The organism is Streptomyces katrae, from assembly GCF_002028425.1.
Lineage (GTDB): Bacteria > Actinomycetota > Actinomycetes > Streptomycetales > Streptomycetaceae > Streptomyces > Streptomyces katrae_A.
Genome location: NZ_CP020042.1, coordinates 4,712,967 through 4,730,284 on the forward strand (window position 1 = coordinate 4,712,967; position 17,318 = coordinate 4,730,284).

General features: G+C 72.8%; 16 protein-coding genes. 9 read left to right on the plus strand and 7 right to left on the minus strand.

Features of this window, described 5'->3' with window-relative positions; translation table 11 throughout:
• Positions 1-160: 160 nt before the first annotated feature.
• The 4 genes from guaA to B4U46_RS21650 all read left to right on the plus strand — a co-directional run bounded on the left by guaA (position 161) and on the right by B4U46_RS21650 (position 4,560).
• Positions 161-1,753: a glutamine-hydrolyzing GMP synthase gene (guaA, locus tag B4U46_RS21635; protein WP_079429349.1), complete on the plus strand. Its 1,593-nt coding sequence runs from the start codon at positions 161-163 to the stop codon at positions 1,751-1,753.
• A 133-nt stretch (positions 1,754-1,886) separates the two neighbouring features.
• A complete protein-coding gene (locus B4U46_RS21640) occupies positions 1,887-2,675 on the plus strand; it encodes a class II aldolase/adducin family protein (protein WP_079429350.1) in 789 nt (262 codons plus the stop codon).
• 117 nt (positions 2,676-2,792) lie between these two features.
• On the plus strand, positions 2,793-4,034 hold the full coding sequence (locus tag B4U46_RS21645; RefSeq protein WP_398898900.1) for a hypothetical protein: 1,242 nt from the start codon (positions 2,793-2,795) through the stop codon (positions 4,032-4,034).
• 19 nt (positions 4,035-4,053) lie between these two features.
• The gene (locus B4U46_RS21650) at positions 4,054-4,560 is read left to right on the plus strand and encodes a DoxX family protein (RefSeq protein WP_079429352.1); all 507 of its coding nucleotides are present in this window, start codon (positions 4,054-4,056) and stop codon (positions 4,558-4,560) included.
• Here the strand turns inward: B4U46_RS21650 and B4U46_RS21655 are convergent.
• On the minus strand, positions 4,506-4,730 hold the full coding sequence (locus tag B4U46_RS21655; RefSeq protein ID WP_079429353.1) for a hypothetical protein: 225 nt from the start codon (positions 4,728-4,730) through the stop codon (positions 4,506-4,508). The two genes, B4U46_RS21650 and B4U46_RS21655, sit on opposite strands and share 55 nt — an antisense overlap.
• Entirely contained in the window at positions 4,717-6,042 is a 1,326-nt protein-coding gene (locus tag B4U46_RS21660; RefSeq protein ID WP_079429354.1) for a PspC domain-containing protein, read from the minus strand. The genes B4U46_RS21655 and B4U46_RS21660 overlap by 14 nt, the downstream gene beginning before the upstream one ends.
• Before the next feature lie 131 nt (positions 6,043-6,173).
• Between B4U46_RS21660 and B4U46_RS21665 the strand changes: the two genes are divergently transcribed.
• The 3 genes from B4U46_RS21665 to B4U46_RS21675 all read left to right on the plus strand — a co-directional run bounded on the left by B4U46_RS21665 (position 6,174) and on the right by B4U46_RS21675 (position 9,400).
• Positions 6,174-7,469, plus strand: coding sequence for an ATP-binding protein (locus B4U46_RS21665; protein WP_079429355.1), 1,296 nt, complete (start codon positions 6,174-6,176; stop codon positions 7,467-7,469).
• Positions 7,470-7,474: 5 nt separating this feature from the next.
• The gene (locus B4U46_RS21670; RefSeq protein ID WP_079431909.1) at positions 7,475-8,167 is read left to right on the plus strand and encodes a LuxR C-terminal-related transcriptional regulator; all 693 of its coding nucleotides are present in this window, start codon (positions 7,475-7,477) and stop codon (positions 8,165-8,167) included.
• Between the two features lie 120 nt (positions 8,168-8,287).
• On the plus strand, positions 8,288-9,400 hold the full coding sequence (locus B4U46_RS21675) for an alpha/beta hydrolase (protein ID WP_237293057.1): 1,113 nt from the start codon (positions 8,288-8,290) through the stop codon (positions 9,398-9,400).
• A gap of 6 nt (positions 9,401-9,406) precedes the next feature.
• Here B4U46_RS21675 and B4U46_RS21680 read toward each other — a convergent pair whose 3' ends face one another.
• Both B4U46_RS21680 and B4U46_RS21685 read right to left on the minus strand, forming a co-directional pair.
• Positions 9,407-10,480, minus strand: coding sequence for a C40 family peptidase (locus B4U46_RS21680; RefSeq protein WP_079429357.1), 1,074 nt, complete (start codon positions 10,478-10,480; stop codon positions 9,407-9,409).
• A 127-nt stretch (positions 10,481-10,607) separates the two neighbouring features.
• Positions 10,608-10,964, minus strand: coding sequence for a hypothetical protein (locus B4U46_RS21685; RefSeq protein ID WP_079429358.1), 357 nt, complete (start codon positions 10,962-10,964; stop codon positions 10,608-10,610).
• A 95-nt stretch (positions 10,965-11,059) separates the two neighbouring features.
• Here B4U46_RS21685 and pcrA point away from each other — a divergent pair, with 95 nt between their 5' ends.
• On the plus strand, positions 11,060-13,543 hold the full coding sequence (pcrA, locus tag B4U46_RS21690; RefSeq protein WP_079429359.1) for a DNA helicase PcrA: 2,484 nt from the start codon (positions 11,060-11,062) through the stop codon (positions 13,541-13,543).
• A gap of 46 nt (positions 13,544-13,589) precedes the next feature.
• Here the strand turns inward: pcrA and B4U46_RS21695 are convergent, their stop codons facing one another.
• The 3 genes from B4U46_RS21695 to B4U46_RS21705 all read right to left on the minus strand — a co-directional run bounded on the left by B4U46_RS21695 (position 13,590) and on the right by B4U46_RS21705 (position 16,574).
• Positions 13,590-15,083: a M23 family metallopeptidase gene (locus B4U46_RS21695; RefSeq protein ID WP_079429360.1), complete on the minus strand. Its 1,494-nt coding sequence runs from the start codon at positions 15,081-15,083 to the stop codon at positions 13,590-13,592.
• Positions 15,084-15,294: 211 nt separating this feature from the next.
• Positions 15,295-15,666 carry a hypothetical protein gene (locus tag B4U46_RS21700; protein WP_079429361.1) on the minus strand — a complete coding sequence of 124 codons (372 nt, stop codon included), beginning with the start codon at positions 15,664-15,666 and terminating at the stop codon, positions 15,295-15,297.
• Between the two features lie 71 nt (positions 15,667-15,737).
• On the minus strand, positions 15,738-16,574 hold the full coding sequence (locus B4U46_RS21705; protein WP_079429362.1) for an esterase/lipase family protein: 837 nt from the start codon (positions 16,572-16,574) through the stop codon (positions 15,738-15,740).
• A gap of 211 nt (positions 16,575-16,785) precedes the next feature.
• Between B4U46_RS21705 and B4U46_RS21710 the strand changes: the two genes are divergently transcribed.
• Positions 16,786-17,190, plus strand: a complete 405-nt coding sequence (locus B4U46_RS21710) for a cobalamin B12-binding domain-containing protein (protein WP_079429363.1) — start codon at positions 16,786-16,788, stop codon at positions 17,188-17,190.
• Positions 17,191-17,318: the final 128 nt, after the last annotated feature.

Consider the following 17,318-nt stretch of genomic DNA (forward strand, 5'->3'; position numbering starts at 1 on the left):
GGTGTGGATTATTGCCACACCCCGCGCCCCGGCGCCAAGCGGGCCCGGATGCTGAGACGCCCCGGCCGTGACGTGGGCCTCGGATGGTGCGACAAACCGGCGGCCGGCGCCACCGGTAGAATCGACAAAACAGCCCCCTCTTCCGCCGGAAGGCCGTCCCGTGCCAGAAGCACCCTCCGCCGCCCACGACAGCGCCCCGGACACGGTCCTCGTCGTCGACTTCGGCGCGCAGTACGCCCAGCTCATCGCCCGCCGCGTCCGCGAGGCCCGCGTCTACAGCGAGATCGTGCCCAGCACGATGCCCGTGGCCGAGATGCTCGCCAAAGACCCGAAGGCGATCATCCTCTCCGGCGGTCCGTCCTCCGTCTACGAGGAGGGCGCCCCGCGCCTGGACGACGCCCTTGCCCTGTTCGAGTCCGGCGTGCCCGTCTTCGGCATGTGCTACGGCTTCCAGCTGATGGCGACGACCCTCGGCGGCACCGTCGACAACACCGGCGCCCGCGAGTACGGCCGCACCCCGCTGTCGGTCTCCAAGGCCGGCTCCACCCTCTTCGAGGGCACCCCCGAGCACCAGTCGGTGTGGATGTCCCACGGCGACGCCTGCTCCGCCGCCCCCGAGGGCTTCACCGTCACCGCCTCGACGAACGTCGTCCCGGTCGCGGCCTTCGAGAACGACGAGAAGAAGCTGTACGGCGTGCAGTACCACCCCGAGGTGATGCACTCCACGCACGGCCAGCAGGTCCTGGAGCACTTCCTCTACCGGGGTGCGGGCCTCAAGCCCACCTGGACCACCGGCAACATCGTCGAGGAGCAGATCGCCGCGATCAAGGCGCAGGTCGGCGACAAGCGCGCCATCTGCGGCCTGTCCGGCGGCGTGGACTCCGCGGTCGCCGCGGCCCTCGTCCAGAAGGCCATCGGTTCCCAGCTCACCTGCGTGTACGTCGACCACGGCCTGATGCGCAAGGGCGAGACCGAGCAGGTCGAGAAGGACTTCGTCGCGGCCACCGGCGTCCAGCTGAAGGTCGTCGACGCCCAGGAGCGCTTCCTGAACGCGCTGGCCGGCGTCTCCGACCCGGAGACCAAGCGCAAGATCATCGGCCGCGAGTTCATCCGCGTCTTCGAGCAGGCCCAGCTGGAGATCCTCCAGGAGGACGGCCCGGCGGTGGCCTTCCTCGTCCAGGGCACCCTGTACCCGGACGTCGTGGAGTCCGGCGGCGGCACCGGCACGGCCAACATCAAGTCCCACCACAACGTGGGCGGCCTCCCCGACGACATCGAGTTCGAGCTCGTCGAGCCGCTGCGCCAGCTGTTCAAGGACGAGGTCCGGATGGTCGGCCAGGAGCTCGGCCTGCCCGAGGAGATCGTCCAGCGCCAGCCCTTCCCCGGCCCCGGCCTCGGCATCCGCATCGTCGGCGAGGTCACCAAGGAGCGCCTGGACCTGCTGCGCGAGGCCGACGCCATCGCCCGCCACGAGCTGACCGCCGCCGGCCTGGACCGGGAGATCTGGCAGTGCCCGGTCGTCCTGCTCGCCGACGTCCGCAGCGTGGGCGTCCAGGGTGACGGCCGCACCTACGGCCACCCGATCGTGCTGCGCCCGGTCTCGTCCGAGGACGCCATGACGGCGGACTGGACCCGCATGCCGTACGAGGTGCTGGCCCGGATCTCGACCCGCATCACCAACGAGGTCAAGGACGTCAACCGCGTGGTCCTGGACTGCACGAGCAAGCCCCCGGGCACCATCGAGTGGGAGTAGGCCCCCACGACCGCCACCGCGGTCGCCGTGCCTGACGCGAAGCCGCCGTTCCCCCGGGAGCGGCGGCTTCGCCGTTGCTCTGGTCAGTTGCGGGCCCGGCCGGTACCTTGCGCCGCGAGCGGAAGGAGGGGCCATGCCGGAGCAGCCCGTACCCGTGCCCGTGCCGGTGGACCGGCTGGCGTTCGAGATGCCGCCCGTGCACGCGGACCCGGCCGAGGAGCGCACCCACCGCAAGGAGCGGCTCGCGGGGGCGCTGCGGCTGCTGGGGCGGCTCGGGTACGAGGACGGGGTCGCGGGACACGTCAGCGCCCGGGACCCGGAGTTCGAGGACTGCCACTGGGTCAACCCCTTCGGCCGGGCCTTCGCCGGGCTCGGCCCCGAGGACCTGCTGCTGGTCGACGGAGACGGGCGGGTGGTGCGGGGCGGGCGGCGGGTGAACCAGCTGGCCTTCGCCGTGCACGCGGCCGTGCACCGGGCGCGCCCGGAGGTGGTCGCCGTGGTCCGCACCCAGGGCCCCTACGGCAGGGCGCTGGCCTGCCTGGGCGAGCTGCTGGCTCCCGTCAGCCAGGAGGCCTGCGCCTTCTACGAGGACCACGCGCTCCTCGACGAGTACCTGGGCGCGGAGGACCCGGCGCGGGTCGCGCGGGCGCTGGGCCCGTACAAGGCGCTGATCCTGCGCAACCGGGGGCTGCTGACGGTCGGCGGGTCGGTGGACGCGGCCGTGTGGTGGTTCGTCGCGGCGGAGCGGGCGGCGCAGGTGCAGCTGATCGCGCGGGCCGCCGGGAAGCCGGTGCTCATCGACCACCACGGGGCGGTCGCCACGCGGGAGCGGTTCGGGGGAGACCTGGCCGCCTGGGCGAGCTACCAGCCGCTCTGGCAGACGGTCGCGGACGGCGCCGGACCCGTGGCGTCAACATCATGAACCGTTAATCACCTGCTCTGACATCGTGCGCAATCCGGAGCACTGCCCCAGTGGTGCACAATTCGCTGGCATTGCACCGTAGTTCAGAGAGGCGGCACGCACGTGGCTGTCCAAGAGATGTCCCGGGGTACCCATACCGCCGTCTGCGCCTGCGACGACTGCGCGCGGGAGGGGCACCGGCGCGCGGTCGCCGCGTTCCTGGAGAAGCGCGACGAGTTCGCCGCCGGGCAGGGGGTGCCGCCCGCCGTGGCCCACTCCCTCGGCGCCTCCCGCCAGTGGGTCTCCGACGAACTGGCCCTGTCCGCCCGCACGGTCGCCGAACGGGGGAGAGAGGCCGGGAACTCCTGGCTGTACCTGTTCTCCCGGCGGGCCGTCCTCGCCCTGTGGATCGCCGCCGGGGTGCTGCTGCTGGTGCAGGTCGGCACCGCGCTCGGCACCGGCTGGTCCACCGCCCGCACCGCCGGGCTGCTGGCCGCGCTGGTCCTGGCCGGCCTGCTGACCGTCGCCGCCCGCGCCCAGTCGCTGCGGGGCGGGCTGCTGGCCCCGCTGGTCGGCGAGGACAACCGGCTGTCCACCTCGAAGGCGGTACCGAGCGCCTGGGTGGTGCTGACCGCGTTCGCGGCGCTGCTGCCCGCGCTGCGGCTGGCCGCCTCCTCGCCCGGCCCGGAGCGGGACGCCCTGTACCAGGGGTTCGCGCTGGGGCGGGCGCTGCCCCTGCTGGCGGTGGTCGCGCTGACGTCGGGGGTGGCGGTGCTGGTGCGCCGGGTGGTCTCCGTACGGATCATGGGGCAGCGGCTGCAGAAGCTGCCGGCGGACCGGCCGCGCGGGGTGGACCTGCTGACGGACGACGACGGCCGCGGCAGCTTCCCCGACGCGCAGTACGTCCTCGTCTCCACGGTGGTGCTGGCCTACGCGGCGGTGTCGCTGGCCCGCTTCCCCGACCGGCTGCCGCAGCTGCCGTGGGCGCTGGCCCTGCTGGTGGCCCTGTCGGCGGCGGTGTACCTGGCGGCGAAGTACGCGGAGGGAAGCCGGCCGCTGGTGCTGTCGGTGGTCCGCAGGCGCGAGCCGGGGGACATCGACGCCGCGGTCCGGCCCGGCGACGACATCGAGATCCGGGGCGTGGGGTTCGTGCCGCCGGGGGCGCACACGCCGGAGATGCTGGCCCGGCTGGTGGTGCGGGTCGGCGCGGTCCACGTGCACGTTCCGCTGGTGCCGGTGGCGGGCGGGTTCGTGAACCCCTCGGACACGGTGCTCACGGTGCCGGTGCCCGCGGAGGTGGAGCCGGGCCGGGTCGACGTGCAGGTGGTGACCGCCGCCGGGGTGGAATCCAACCGCTGCATCATCGACGTGGCCGAATGAAGCGGGTAGACATGGCTGCGTGAACCGAACTGACGTCCCTTCCGGTGTGCGGTCCACACCGTGGAGAGAACTCGCCTCCCGCCATGCCCTCCTCCCGCTGCGGATCTTCCTCGGCCTGACCTTCGTCTACGCGGGCCTCGACAAACTGACCACCCCGGGCTTCTTCGCCGCCTCCGGCTCCGGCTCGATCGGCGAGCAGATGCACGGCGTGCGCGACACCGCCGCGATCCCGGCCCTGGTGGACCTCACGCTGAAGGCCCCCGCCGGTTTCGGCTACGCCATCGCCCTCGGGGAGCTCCTGGTAGGCCTGGGCGTGCTCGCCGGGCTGCTGACCCGGATCGCGGCCGCGGGCGGTGCGCTGATCTCACTGAGCCTGTGGCTGACGGTGTCCTGGGCCGTGACCCCTTACTACTACGGCAACGACCTGGTGTATCTGATGGCGTGGATCCCGCTGGTGCTGGCCGGGGCGCCCTACTGGTCCCTCGACCGGCTGATCCGGTCGCGCCGGTCCCGCCGTACCGCGTAGGCCACCAGCCCCACCAGGGCGGCCAGGGCCAGTCCGCCGAAGGCCATCGGCACGACCAGGAACCACGGCAGGTCGGTCTCGCCGGCCGCGTCGAGCAGGTACAGCACGCCCGCCGCGGTCAGCACCAGGCCGGCCAGCAGCCTTCCGGGCTGGAACTCATGACGCCGCACGGGCCACCTCCACCTGTCCCACACCCGCGTCCAGGTGCAGCTCGATCGTCCCGCCGGCCTCGGTGCCCGCGGTGGGGGCCAGGGTCGCCCGCCGGTTCTCGCCGCCGCTCTTGATCCGCACGGAGCGGTCCCCGGGCAGCTGGATGTCGCCCAGGTCGATGGAGACGTCGGCCTTCGCGGTGACCTCCCGGGGGACGATCACCTTCAGCCGGCCCGCCTCGATGGAGGCGCGGACCGGCACGGTCGTGCCCTTCGGCACGTCCAGGCGGCTCAGGTCGAGCGTGGCCAGCCCCGTCCCGGAGGAGTACAGGGGCCGGACGTCGGCCACCGCCGCCGGACGCCAGTCGACGTTGTGCCAGTCGGTGCTCACCTCGCGCGGCAGGGCGGTGGCCGCCGCGAGGAGCCCGGCCGTGACCAGGCCCAGCAGGATCGTGCCGAAGCCGGTGCGGCCCTTGACGGAGCTCACCGCCAGGCCCAGCCCGAAGACGGCCAGCGCACAGGCCAGGCCGACCTGGAGGGCGTGCCCCAGCGGGCTGCCGTGCCAGACGGAGGCGGTGGCGATCCCGCCGGCCAGCAGGGCCAGGACGAAGATCCGGCCGCCGATCCCGCCGCGCCCCTGCCCGTACGCGGGCGTCGGCTCCGGCTTCGCCGGGGCCGCCCCGGGCAGCGTGCCCGGGCGGTCGTCGGCGCCGTCGTCGGGGCCCCACAGGTAGCCGGAGGAGCCGACCGGCCCGGTGGTGCCGTCCTTCACCAGCGGATCGCGCCACCACGACGGGCTGCTCGGCACGGGCGGCGCCTGGGTCTCCGGCGGAGCCGGGCGGTGCGTCCCGGGGGCCTCCGCCTCGGGGGCGGCGGCCCGGCGGTGCCGCCGGGACCAGTACGCGGCCCCGCCGAGCGCCAGGATGACCAGGACGGAGAAGGCGCCCATCACCCCGTTGTCGAGCATCGACAGGAACAGGGCGCAGCCCACCAGGGCGCTGAACACCGCGGCCAGGGTGGACCCTTCGACGCGTCCGGTCAGCAGCTTGCGGCCCTCGCTGTCCTCCTCGCCCTCCAGAGGCAGCAGCAGCCAGGCGAACCCGTAGAAGACCAGGCCGACGCCGCCCGTGACGGCGAGCACGCCGAGCACGATCCGGAACATCACCGGGTCCAGGTCGAAATACCGGCCCAGGCCGCCGCAGACGCCTGCGAGGACCTTGTCGCGCTTGCTGCGGCGCAGCGGCGGCCGGTCGGCTGGGGCCGGTGCCCCGGGTTCTTCCCCCGGGCTCCGTCCGGAGGCGCCCCCGGGCGGGGCGTCGTGTACGTCGGTCATGGCTCCATGGTGACCGCCCGTCCGGCCGCCCGGCACCGGGCCCTACCCTGGCGCAACCCTGATATCCCCCCGACGGAACTGGGGGGATGCCCTGATGCCGCCGCCCGCCCGGCCATGTGACCCTTGGTGACATGCCCGCAGCAGCAGCCGCCCGTACCCCGCACGCCCCCGACCCCGACGACGTCCCGCAGCGCAGGCTCTACCGCAGCGCCGACGGACGGATGCTCGGCGGAGTCGCGCGCGGCCTCGCCGGGCACCTCGGGCTGCCCGTCCTGTGGGTCCGGCTCGCCTTCCTCGCCATGTTCATGTGGGGGGACGGGCTGGGGGTGCTGCTGTACGCCGCCTTCTGGGTCTTCGTCCCGCTCGGCGTCGGCGGCAGCACCGGGCACCACTCCTTCTTCGAGACCCTCGCCGACGGCAGCCGGCGCCTGCGCAAGCCCGACAAGGGGGCGGTGTCCGGGCTGATCGCCCTGGCCGTCGGCGCGGGCATCTTCATCTCCCAGCTCCGCGTCGGCGGCGCCAACGGCCGCTACGTCTGGCCCACCCTGCTCGTCGGGGCCGGCGTCGTCCTCGTCTGGCGGCAGGCCGACAACGCCCGCCGGGCCGGCTGGAACTCCGCCGCGGACCGCCAGAAGCGGCTCCTCCAGGCCGCCCGGGCGCTCGCCGGGGTGGTGCTCGTCGGCGTGGGCCTGACCGTCTTCATCGTCGTACGGGGCTCCGCCGCCCAGCTCGGCAACCTCCTCACCGCCGTCCTCGCCGTCCTCGTCGGCATCGCCCTGCTCGCCGGACCCTGGCTGATCCGGATGACCCAGGACCTCTCCGAGGAGCGTCTGATGCGCATCCGCGCCCAGGAGCGCGCCGAGGTCGCCGCCCACGTCCACGACTCCGTCCTGCACACGCTCACCCTGATCCAGCGCAACGCCGAGGACGTCGGCGAGGTCCGCCGCCTCGCCCGCGCCCAGGAGCGGGAGCTGCGCAACTGGCTGTACAAGCCGGAGGGCACCGGCAAGGACGAGGCCGAGGAGCCGGCCACCCTCGCCGAGGCCGTGAAGAAGGCCGCCGCCGAGGTCGAGGACCACCACGGCGTCCCGATCGAGGTGGTCGTCGTCGGAGACTGCCCACTGGACGAGAAGCTGGGCGCGCAGATGCAGGCCGCGCGCGAGGCGATGGTCAACGCCGCCAAGTACGGTGGCGAGGGCGGGCCCGTCCAGGTGTACGCGGAGGTCGAGGGGCGCACGGTGTTCGTGTCCGTACGGGACCGGGGGCCGGGCTTCGACATCGACGCGGTACCCGGCGACCGCATGGGCGTACGAGAATCGATCATCGGCCGGATGCAGCGCAACGGCGGGACCGCCCGGCTGCGGTCCGCGCCCGACGGCGGCACGGAAGTCGAACTGGAGATGGAGAGGGTGGCGAACGCGGCATGACCGGCATGACCGAGGGCAGCGCTGTGAACGACGGGTCCAGGAGGGTCCGGGTGGTGCTCGTCGACGACCACCGCATGTTCCGCACCGGCGTACAGGCCGAGATCGGGGAGACGTCCCGCACCGGCGTCGAGGTCGTCGGGGAGGCCGCCGACGTGGACCAGGCCGTCACCGTCATCACCGCCACCCGCCCCGAGGTGGTCCTCCTCGACGTGCACCTGCCCGGCGGCGGCGGCGTCGAGGTGCTGCGGCGCTGCGCCCCGCTGATGGCGGCCGCCGAGAACCCGGTGCGCTTCCTGGCCCTGTCGGTGTCGGACGCCGCCGAGGACGTCATCGGGGTCATCCGGGGCGGCGCGCGCGGCTACGTCACCAAGACCATCACCGGCACCGACCTGGTGGACTCCGTCTTCCGGGTCCAGGACGGGGACGCGGTGTTCTCGCCGCGGCTGGCCGGCTTCGTCCTCGACGCCTTCGCCTCCACGGACGCGCCGCCGGTCGACGAGGACCTGGACCGGCTCACCCAGCGGGAGCGCGAGGTGCTGCGGCTGATCGCGCGCGGGTACGCGTACAAGGAGATCGCCAAGCAGCTGTTCATCTCGGTGAAGACGGTCGAGTCGCACGTCTCGGCCGTGCTGAGGAAGCTCCAGCTCTCCAACCGGCACGAGCTGACCCGCTGGGCCACCGCGCGCCGCCTGGTCTGACCTGCGGGTGAACCGCGGGTGACACCCCGGGGCGCGGCCCCGGGGATGATCCGGATGTGATCCACGACGCAGTCGGGGAGGGCAACCGGACGGCATCGCGGCGGCCTCTTGGGTGGCGTGATGAGCCTGACGGGGACCCCTCTCTTCGCGACGGTGATCGGCCTGACGCTGATCGCCGTCGTCCTGCCGCTGACCGTGTGGAGCAAGGTGCGCGGCCCCGCCGCCGCACGCCTGGCGGTCCGCGGGCTGATGGTGGTGTTCGCGCAGGTCACCGCCGTCGCCCTGGTGTTCGTCGCGGTCAACCGGGACATGAACTTCTACGCCTCCTGGGGCGACCTGATGGGCACCGGCAGCTACGTCCAGTCCGCCCCCGACCTCGGCGCCGACGGCATGGGCGGCAAGAAGGCCGAGCAGGTCCGGCAGGAGCCGAAGGTCCGCCAGGACTTCCAGCCCGTCGACGGGCTCGGCGGACGCGTGAGGAAGACCGAGCTCGACGGGAAGATCTCCGGGGTCAAGGGCGACGTCATGGTGTGGCTGCCGCCGCAGTACGACGACCCCGCCTACAAGGACAGGAAGTTCCCGGTCGTCGAGCTGATCCCCGGCATACCGGGCACCGGCAAGTCCTGGTTCCAGGGGCTCAAGGCGCACGAGGTGCTGGAGCCGCTGATGAAGGAGGGCAAGGTCCAGCCGTTCATCCTGGTCTCCCCGCGCGCCATGCTGCTGGGCAACGCCGACACCGGCTGTGCCAACCTCCCCGGCAAGGTCAACGCCGACAGCTGGTTCAGCGTCGACGTCCGCAAGATGGTCACCGACAACTTCCGCGTCTCCGACGACCCCCGCACCTGGGGCGTGGCCGGCTACTCGGCGGGCGCCTACTGCGCGGCCAAGCTGGCCATCCTGCACCCCGACCGGTACGGCGCGGCCGTCTCGCTGTCCGGCTACAACGACCCGGGCCAGGAGCCCACCTCGCTGGTCGCCAAGGACCCCGAGCTGCGCCGCACCCACAACCTCAAGGAACTGCTGAAGGCCCAGCCCGCGCCGCCGGCGGTGGCGCTGTGGATGTCGGGGGCGGAGCAGGACGGCTACCTGTCGGGGATGGACCTCAAGGGGCTCGCCAAGAACCCGACCACCGTGCACGCGGAGAAGGTCACCGGCGGCCACAACCTGGAGTCCTGGTCCAAGCAGCTGCCGCAGACCTTCGGCTGGCTCAGCCAGACCGTCAAGGCGCCGTAACGGGCCCTACGCGGGGCGGGAGGCACCGGCCCAGGGCATCGAGTCGACCGGTGCCAGCCGGACCGTGGAGCCGGGGCGCGGGGCGTGGATGATCTGGCCGCCCCCGACGTACAGGCCGACGTGCGTGACGCCGGAGTAGTAGAACACCAGGTCGCCGGGGGCCAGCTGGTCGCGGGAGACCCGCCGGCCGGCGTTGATCTGGGTGTAGGTGGTGCGGGGCAGGGAGACCCCGGCCGCCCGCCAGGCCGCCTGGGTCAGCCCCGAGCAGTCGAACGAGCCCGGGCCGGTCGCGCCCCAGACGTACGGCCTGCCGATCGCCCCGTACGCGAACGCCACCGCGCGGGCGGCGCGCGAACCGTCGGCGGGGGCCGGGGAGCCGTGCGCTCCGGCGGGGGCCGCCGCCGCTGCTGCGGGTCCGGCGGCGGGGGCGGCCGGGCCGATGCCGTGCCGGGCCTCGTACGCGGCCCGCTCCTGCGCGCCGAGCCGGGCCAGCAGCCGCTGGGCGGTGGCCAGCCGGCCCTCGACGAGGGCCTTCTGCCGGGCGAGCTCGGCCCGCCGGGCGCGGACCTCCTTCAGGCTCCCGTCGGCCTGCGCGCGCAGCCGGCCGACCTCGTCGAGCCCGCGCCGCACGGAGGCCACCTCGGTGGCGGTCCGGTCGCCGGCCCGGGTGAGGAGGGAGGCCCGTTCGAGGTAGTCCTGCGGGTCGGAGGCGAGCGCCAGCTGGAGGGCGGGGCCCAGGCCGCCGCTGCGGTACTGGCCGGCCGCGACCGTGGCGAGCGCGCTGCGGGCGGCGCCGAGCCGGTCCTCCTTGCGGGCGGCCTCGTCCTGCAGGCCGGCCAGCGCACGCTCGGCCTCGTCGGCCTTGGCCTTCGCCCCGTTGTAGTTCTCCGTCGCCGCCTCGGCCTCCTCGTAGAGCCGGTCGACCTCCGCCTTGACCTGGGTGGGGGTCTGCTGCGGCTCGGCGTGCGAGGTGCCTTCGAAGGCGGTGGCGGTGGCAGCGCCCGCGAGGGCGAGGGTGGCGGCCGTCCGGACGGTGCCGCCGGAGAACGGGCGCTGCCTGGGCTTTCGATGACTGGCCACGGGGGCCTCACGTCCTTCCGTCGGTCCCGCAGGTCTCGGGGGAGGACGCTAAACCTGGAGGTCACGGCCGGATGACGAGTTGATCAGTACTGGCCGCGGCTGATCGCCGATGGCCGGACGGGACCGCTCAGTGCCAGAGGACGGCGATAAAGATATTGGCGACGGTCAGTCCGCCGACCGCGCCGAAGAGGCCCTTCTCGACGTGCTCCTCGTCGCGCTTGACGTAGACGAGCGCCAGGATCACGAAGAGGACCGCCAGCTTCACGCCGATCTTGATGTTGTTCAGCGGCGCCCCGTCGCCCATCTCGTGGAAGCCGACGAGCAGCACGCCGGTGACGAGCATGGTCAGTGCGCCGTGGAGCATCGCGGGCACGAAGCGGGCGGTGCCGGCGCCCATCGCCTTCATCTGGGTGAGGAAGCCGCCCAGGAGGGAGGCTATGCCGATGATGTGCAGGCCGACGAAGACGTGGGTGAGGACAGTCATGGCGACGAGCCTACGGGGTGCCTCCCGCCGTCCCGACGGCGGATTTCCCCGGGGCGGGGCCGCCTGTCGGTCCCGCCCCCTAGACTCGGATGGCGATGAGCAGCCTCTTTGACGACAGCTTCCTGGCCGACCTCACCCCCTCCGACGAGGTCCCGCCGCCGCCCGAGGAGCACCACGCCCCCGAGGAGGGCGCGGACGACCTGTTCGGCGGCCGCTTCGACCTGCCCGTGGACCGGGACTCCCACTACCGCGACGGCGCCCCCCGGCCGGTCATCGACCCGGCGGCCCTGCTGGACGGGCTGAACGAGCAGCAGGCCGCCGCCGTGGTGCACGCGGGCTCCCCGCTGCTCATCGTGGCCGGCGCCGGCTCCGGCAAGACCCGCGTGCTGACCCACCGCATCGGACACCTGCTGTCCGCGCGGCACGTCCACCCGGGCCAGATCCTGGCGATCACCTTCACCAACAAGGCCGCGGCCGAGATGAAGGAGCGCGTCGAGAACCTGGTCGGCCCGCGCGCCAACGCCATGTGGGTCTCCACCTTCCACAGCGCGTGCGTGCGCATCCTGCGCCGCGAGTCCAAGCGCCTGGGCTTCACCTCCTCGTTCTCGATCTACGACGCCGCCGACTCCAAGCGCCTCATGGCGCTGGTCTGCCGCGACCTGGACCTCGACCCGAAGAAGTTCCCGCCCAAGTCCTTCAACGCCAAGATCTCGAACCTCAAGAACGAGCTCATCGACGAGGACGCCTTCGCCGCCCAGGCCGCCGACGGTTTCGAGAAGACCCTCGCCCAGGCGTACGCGATGTACCAGGGTCGGCTGCGCGAGGCCAACGCGCTCGACTTCGACGACATCATCATGACCACGGTCCACCTCCTCCAGGCCTTCCCGGACGTGGCCGAGCACTACCGGCGCCGCTTCCGGCACGTCCTGGTCGACGAGTACCAGGACACCAACCACGCCCAGTACACCCTGGTGCGCGAGCTGGTCGGCCCCGGCTACCCGGACCTGCCGCCCGCCGAACTGTGCGTGGTGGGCGACGCCGACCAGTCGATCTACGCCTTCCGCGGCGCGACCATCCGCAACATCCTCCAGTTCGAGGAGGACTACAAGGACGCCACGACGATCCTGCTGGAGCAGAACTACCGCTCCACGCAGACGATCCTCTCCGCCGCCAACGCCGTCATCGAGCGCAACGAGAACCGCCGCGCCAAGAACCTGTGGACCCAGGCCGGCAGCGGTGCCGTCATCACCGGCTACGTCGCCGACACCGAGCACGACGAGGCCCAGTTCGTCGCCGACGAGATCGACCGGCTGACGGACGCGGGCGAGGCCAAGGCCGGCGACGTCGCGATCTTCTACCGGACCAACGCCCAGTCCCGCGTGTTCGAGGAGATCTTCATCCGGGTCGGACTGCCCTACAAGGTCGTCGGCGGCGTCCGCTTCTACGAGCGCAAGGAGGTCCGGGACGTCCTGGCCTACCTGCGCGTCCTGGCCAACCCCGAGGACAACGTCCCGCTGCGCCGCATCCTCAACGTGCCCAAGCGCGGCATCGGCGAGCGCGCCGAGGCGATGATCGACGCCCTCGCCCTCCGCGAGAAGATCACCTTCCCGCAGGCCCTGCGCCGGGTGGACGAGGCCTTCGGCATGGCCGCCCGCTCCACCAACGCCGTCAAGCGGTTCAACACCCTGATGGAGGAGCTGCGCACCATCGTCGACTCCGGCGCCGGCCCGGCCGTGGTGCTGGAGGCGGTCCTGGAGCGTACGGGGTACCTCGCCGAGCTCCAGGCCTCGACCGACCCGCAGGACGAGACCCGGATCGAGAACCTCCAGGAACTGGCTGCCGTCGCCCTCGAATTCGAGCAGGCGAGGGACGAGGACACCCCGGGCACCCTGGCCGAGTTCCTGGAACAGGTCGCGCTCGTCGCCGACTCCGACCAGATCCCGGACGAGGACCCGGACGGCTCGGGCGTCATCACGCTGATGACCCTGCACACCGCCAAGGGCCTGGAGTTCCCGGTGGTCTTCCTGACCGGCATGGAGGACGGGGTCTTCCCGCACATGCGCGCGCTGGGCCAGACCAAGGAGCTGGAGGAGGAGCGCCGCCTCGCCTACGTCGGCATCACCCGCGCCCGCGAGCGGCTGTACCTCACCCGCTCCAGCATGCGCAGCGCCTGGGGCACCCCCTCGTACAACCCGCCCTCGCGGTTCCTCGAGGAGATCCCGGCCGAGTACCTCCAGTGGAAGCGGACCGGCGCCGCGCAGAAGCCGGCCGGGCCGGTGCGCGGATCCGGCTACGGCTCCGGCACGGGGAAGTCCTCGTTCGGGACCTCGCCCGAGGCCTTCCTGTCCTCCTCGCGCTCCCGGTCGGGCGGTGGCCCGTCCGGGTTCGCGACGCGCCGCGCGACGGACAAGCCGGTCATCGCGCTGGCCGTCGGGGACCGGGTGACGCACGACCAGTTCGGGCTGGGCACGGTCATGGACGTCCGGGGCGCCGGCGCGGACGCGCAGGCCACCATCGACTTCGGGGACGACAAGCCCAAGCGCCTGCTGCTGCGCTACGCGCCGGTGCAGAAGCTCTGAGGCGCAGGGCCCGCCGGGGCCGCCGGCGCCTGAGGGCCGCCGGCTGCTAGGTCGGGTCCAGGCCGTGGTTGCGCAGCCACGCCAGGGGGTCGATGGCGGAGCCGCCACCGGGCCGTACCTCGAAGTGGAGGTGCGGGCCGGTGGAGTTGCCGGAGTTGCCGGAGTAGGCGATGACGTCGCCGGCCTTGACCTGCCCGGACCGGATCTTGGTGCTGCTGAGGTGGCAGTACCAGGTCTCGGTGCCGTCGGGAGAGGTCAGGATGGCCATGTTCCCGTAGGCGCTGTTCCACTGGGTGCGCATGGTGCCGTCGGTGGCGGCCATGACCGGGGTGCCGTAGGAGACCGGGAAGTCGATGCCGGTGTGCACGGACATCCACATGCCGCCGGCCTGGCCGAACATGGCGCTCAGCCCGTGCTGGGTGACGGGGATGGCGAACTTGGGGCGGGCCGCCTCCTTGGCCGCCGCCTCCTCGGCCCGCTTCTTCTTCTCGTCTTCCTGCCGCTGCTTGAGGTCGATCCGCTCCTGGGTGCGGCTCGCGCGGTCGGCGAAGTCACCGGCGTCGGCGCTCAGGGCGGCCAGCTGGGTGTCGAGCTTGTTGTTCGCCGCGACCGGCTTCACGGAGGCCGGGTCGGGGGCGGCCATCGTCGTGGTGTCCTCGGACGGCTTGTCACCGCCGGTGAGACCGCTGACGGAGGCGGCGGCGATTCCCGCGACGCCCATCACGCAGACCGAGGGCACGGCCACGGTCAGCAGGGCGGAGCGCTTGGCCGGCGTACGGCGCCGGGCGCTGCCGCCCGCCTTGTCCTTGCCGCCGCCCTTGGCGCCGCCGCGGCCGCCGGCCCGGCGCGCCGAACGCGGCTCCGGGGTGGCGGAGGCCAGGGGGACCATCTGCGTGGGCAGGTCGTGGACGGCGTCGTCGGTGAACTGCGGGTCCTCGAACTGCGGGTCGTCGAACTGAGCGTCGTCGCCCTCGGCGGGGAAGGCGGGGCCGAGGGGCTCGAAGACGGAGGTCTCGTCATCGGCGTACGCGTCGGCCGCCGGTTCGGCCTCCTCGACACCGCCGCCGCTGTTCCACGCGGTGGCGTCGTAGGCGCCGGTGTCCTGGCCGTGCCCGTGTCCGTAGCCGGAGAAGTCCCACTGGCCGGTCGGCTCGGAGCCGGGGGTGTCGTACCCGAACGGGGCCGACGGGTAATCGGCGACGGTGGCGGCGGAGTTCGCGGAGTTCCAGGTGCTCGCGTCCCAGGAGCCGGTCGCGTCCTCGGGGACGGTCTGGGCCGGGACGCTGGAGAGGTAGTCCTGCTGCGCGGTCCACGCGGTGCTGTCGTAGGCGCCGGTGTCGGCGGTCGACGGGTACGCGCCGGAGGCGTCGTAGGCGTCGTAGTTCCCGTAACTGCCGGACGGGGCGTAATCCGTGACGTACTGATAGCCCTGGCCCTGCGTTTCGTAGGAAACGTATGCCTGGTCACCAGCGAAAGTGGTGGTGGAAAGGCCGTCGTACCCCAAATCGGGGTACTGGCCCGACGTCGGGCGGTCGTTCACCAACTTCTCTTTCGCCTCGGCAGTGGGGGCCTGGGTGGCCGGGGAACTCAAGGTTCACCGGAGGAGAGCAGTGGCGTGACTGTACCCGGCGGTTACTCGCCTCGACAATCTTCGGCGGGTTTCGAGCTCGGGGGAACCGGGCATTCGGCCGCCTTTCGGTCGCAGGGAGACCGACCCTTGGCCTTGAGTTCGAAATTCGTTCGACTCCGGGTCATCCGGTGTTGTAGGCGAACGCGAGCAGCAGCGCGAACGGCACCGGCACCAGCGCGGCCGACCGCAGCCAGGTCCCGCGGCGTGCCCTGGACGGCAGGACGGCGTCGACGACGAACACCGCGCCGACCAGCAGCACACCCGTGACGACGAGCAGGAACAGCATGGCCGCGGAGTGGTCGAGGGTGTGGAAGTCGCAGTTGCGCAGGTCCGGCCCGGCGAGGTCGGCGGTGCTGTGGCAGTCCATGGGCAGGTACTCCGTCAGCGCCCACCAGGCCAGGTAGAGGGGCACGGTGGCGGGTACGCCGAGGGCCAGGTTCGCCAGAACGGGCGCCAGCACCCCGCGCCGCGCCGCCGTACCCTCCCCGCCCATGCCCCCGCCCGTCCCCCTGCTGCGTCTGCCGCGTCCGCTGCGTCCGCCCCGTCCCGGAATCCTCCGGGGGCTCAGACGACCATGCCCTCCCCTTCGGTTCCGGCCGGCCGGGGTTTCCTCACGGGCCCCTCCGCTCGGCCGGCGCCCCCGGCGTCGCGCACCGGACCGTCGAGGGCCCGCCGGACGGCGGTGATGACGGCGGGATGCACCGGAAGGGCGAGGTGCCCGATCCCGGTGACCTCGATGTTCGTCGCGTCCAGGTCCGGGTGCTCGATCCGGGCCGTGCCGGCCGGGGCCATCAGGGCGTCGAACTCGCTCCAGAAGGCCACGCACCGGGTCCGGCAGCCGGGCGCGGGCGCGCGCAGCTCGGCCATCACCGGGGAGTCCGGGCGCATCTGGCGGACCAGCGGGTGGGCGTCCATGAAGGGGGCGACGCGGGTCCCGCCGTGCGGGGTGCCGAGGGTGACCAGCGTCCGCACCCGGGCGTCACCGCCGAGCCGCTGGACGTAGTACCGCCCGACCAGCCCGCCCAGGCTGTGTCCCACGAGGTCCACCCGGTCCTGACCGCTGCGCTCGCACAGCTCCTCGACGCGCCGGGCGAGGTGGCGGGCGGTGACGCGCAGGTCGAGGGTGAGGGGGGAGTAGTTGTACGTCTCCACGCGCCGCCGGCCGCCCGCCCCGAGGGCGCGGCGCAGCAGGACGAACACCGACCGGTTGTCGGTGAACCCGTGCAGCAGCAGGACGGGCGGCAACTGCCCGGACCCGTCGCGGTGTCGCTTCGCGCGCTCCTCCCGGACTCCACTCGGGTAGAGGAGCATGTGCCCGGCGAGCACCAATGCCTCCAGGACCGCGGCCCGCAGGGCGGCCCCCGAGCGCGGGACGGGCAGCGGTGCGATCGTCAGCCCCATCGACGGCCTCCCCTGACCTCTTGGGTGCGGGGCCGTGCCGGCTGCCGACGTGGCCCCGCCACCGTGCCGTGCGGCTGTCGGCGCGGTGGCGGGGCGACTGGGCGAGGTGAATCAACGGCGTCCCACGTGTGATTTCCCCCTCCCCGTTGACCGTGAAACGGTGCCGTGCGCAATGCTGTACTTAACGTTCGTTCACTCGGGAGGCAGTGCGATGGGTGTGACCGGTCCGATCCGTGTGGTGGTGGCCAAGCCGGGTCTCGACGGCCACGACCGCGGGGCCAAGGTGATCGCGCGGGCGCTGCGGGACGCGGGCATGGAGGTCATCTACACGGGCCTGCACCAGACCCCCGAGCAGATCGTCGACACCGCGATCCAGGAGGACGCCGACGCCATCGGCCTGTCGATCCTCTCGGGCGCGCACAACACGCTGTTCGTGCGGGTGCTGGACCTGCTGAAGGAGCGGGACGCGGAGGACATCAAGGTCTTCGGCGGCGGGATCATCCCGGAGGACGACATCGCCCCGCTGAAGGAGAAGGGCGTGGCGGCGATCTTCACCCCCGGCGCGACGACGACGGAGATCGTCGACTGGGTCAACACCCACGTCCGCCCGGCCTGACCCACCCGGCTCCCGCTGGGAGCCGCCCCCCCCGGGTGTTTCAGCCCTCGCTGGCGTTCCTCCCCTGGGGGAGGCCCCCTGGCCCCTCCTCCCCCGGGCGGGCAGTGCCCGGGTGTTTCAGCCCTCGC

What these genes read in the sequence shown, in the direction of transcription:
- B4U46_RS21640 (WP_079429350.1), top strand. Translation starts at nt 1,887, where the DNA reads ATGCCGGAGCAGCCCGTACCCGTGCCCGTGCCGGTGGACCGGCTGGCG.
- B4U46_RS21705 (WP_079429362.1), bottom strand. Translation starts at nt 16,574, where the DNA reads ATGGGGCTGACGATCGCACCGCTGCCCGTCCCGCGCTCGGGGGCCGCC.
- B4U46_RS21645 (WP_398898900.1), top strand. Translation starts at nt 2,793, where the DNA reads ATGTCCCGGGGTACCCATACCGCCGTCTGCGCCTGCGACGACTGCGCG.
- B4U46_RS21710 (WP_079429363.1), top strand. Translation starts at nt 16,786, where the DNA reads ATGGGTGTGACCGGTCCGATCCGTGTGGTGGTGGCCAAGCCGGGTCTC.
- B4U46_RS21660 (WP_079429354.1), bottom strand. Translation starts at nt 6,042, where the DNA reads ATGACCGACGTACACGACGCCCCGCCCGGGGGCGCCTCCGGACGGAGC.
- pcrA (WP_079429359.1), top strand. Translation starts at nt 11,060, where the DNA reads ATGAGCAGCCTCTTTGACGACAGCTTCCTGGCCGACCTCACCCCCTCC.
- B4U46_RS21665 (WP_079429355.1), top strand. Translation starts at nt 6,174, where the DNA reads ATGCCCGCAGCAGCAGCCGCCCGTACCCCGCACGCCCCCGACCCCGAC.
- B4U46_RS21685 (WP_079429358.1), bottom strand. Translation starts at nt 10,964, where the DNA reads ATGACTGTCCTCACCCACGTCTTCGTCGGCCTGCACATCATCGGCATA.
- B4U46_RS21700 (WP_079429361.1), bottom strand. Translation starts at nt 15,666, where the DNA reads ATGGGCGGGGAGGGTACGGCGGCGCGGCGCGGGGTGCTGGCGCCCGTT.
- B4U46_RS21670 (WP_079431909.1), top strand. Translation starts at nt 7,475, where the DNA reads ATGACCGAGGGCAGCGCTGTGAACGACGGGTCCAGGAGGGTCCGGGTG.
- B4U46_RS21675 (WP_237293057.1), top strand. Translation starts at nt 8,288, where the DNA reads ATGAGCCTGACGGGGACCCCTCTCTTCGCGACGGTGATCGGCCTGACG.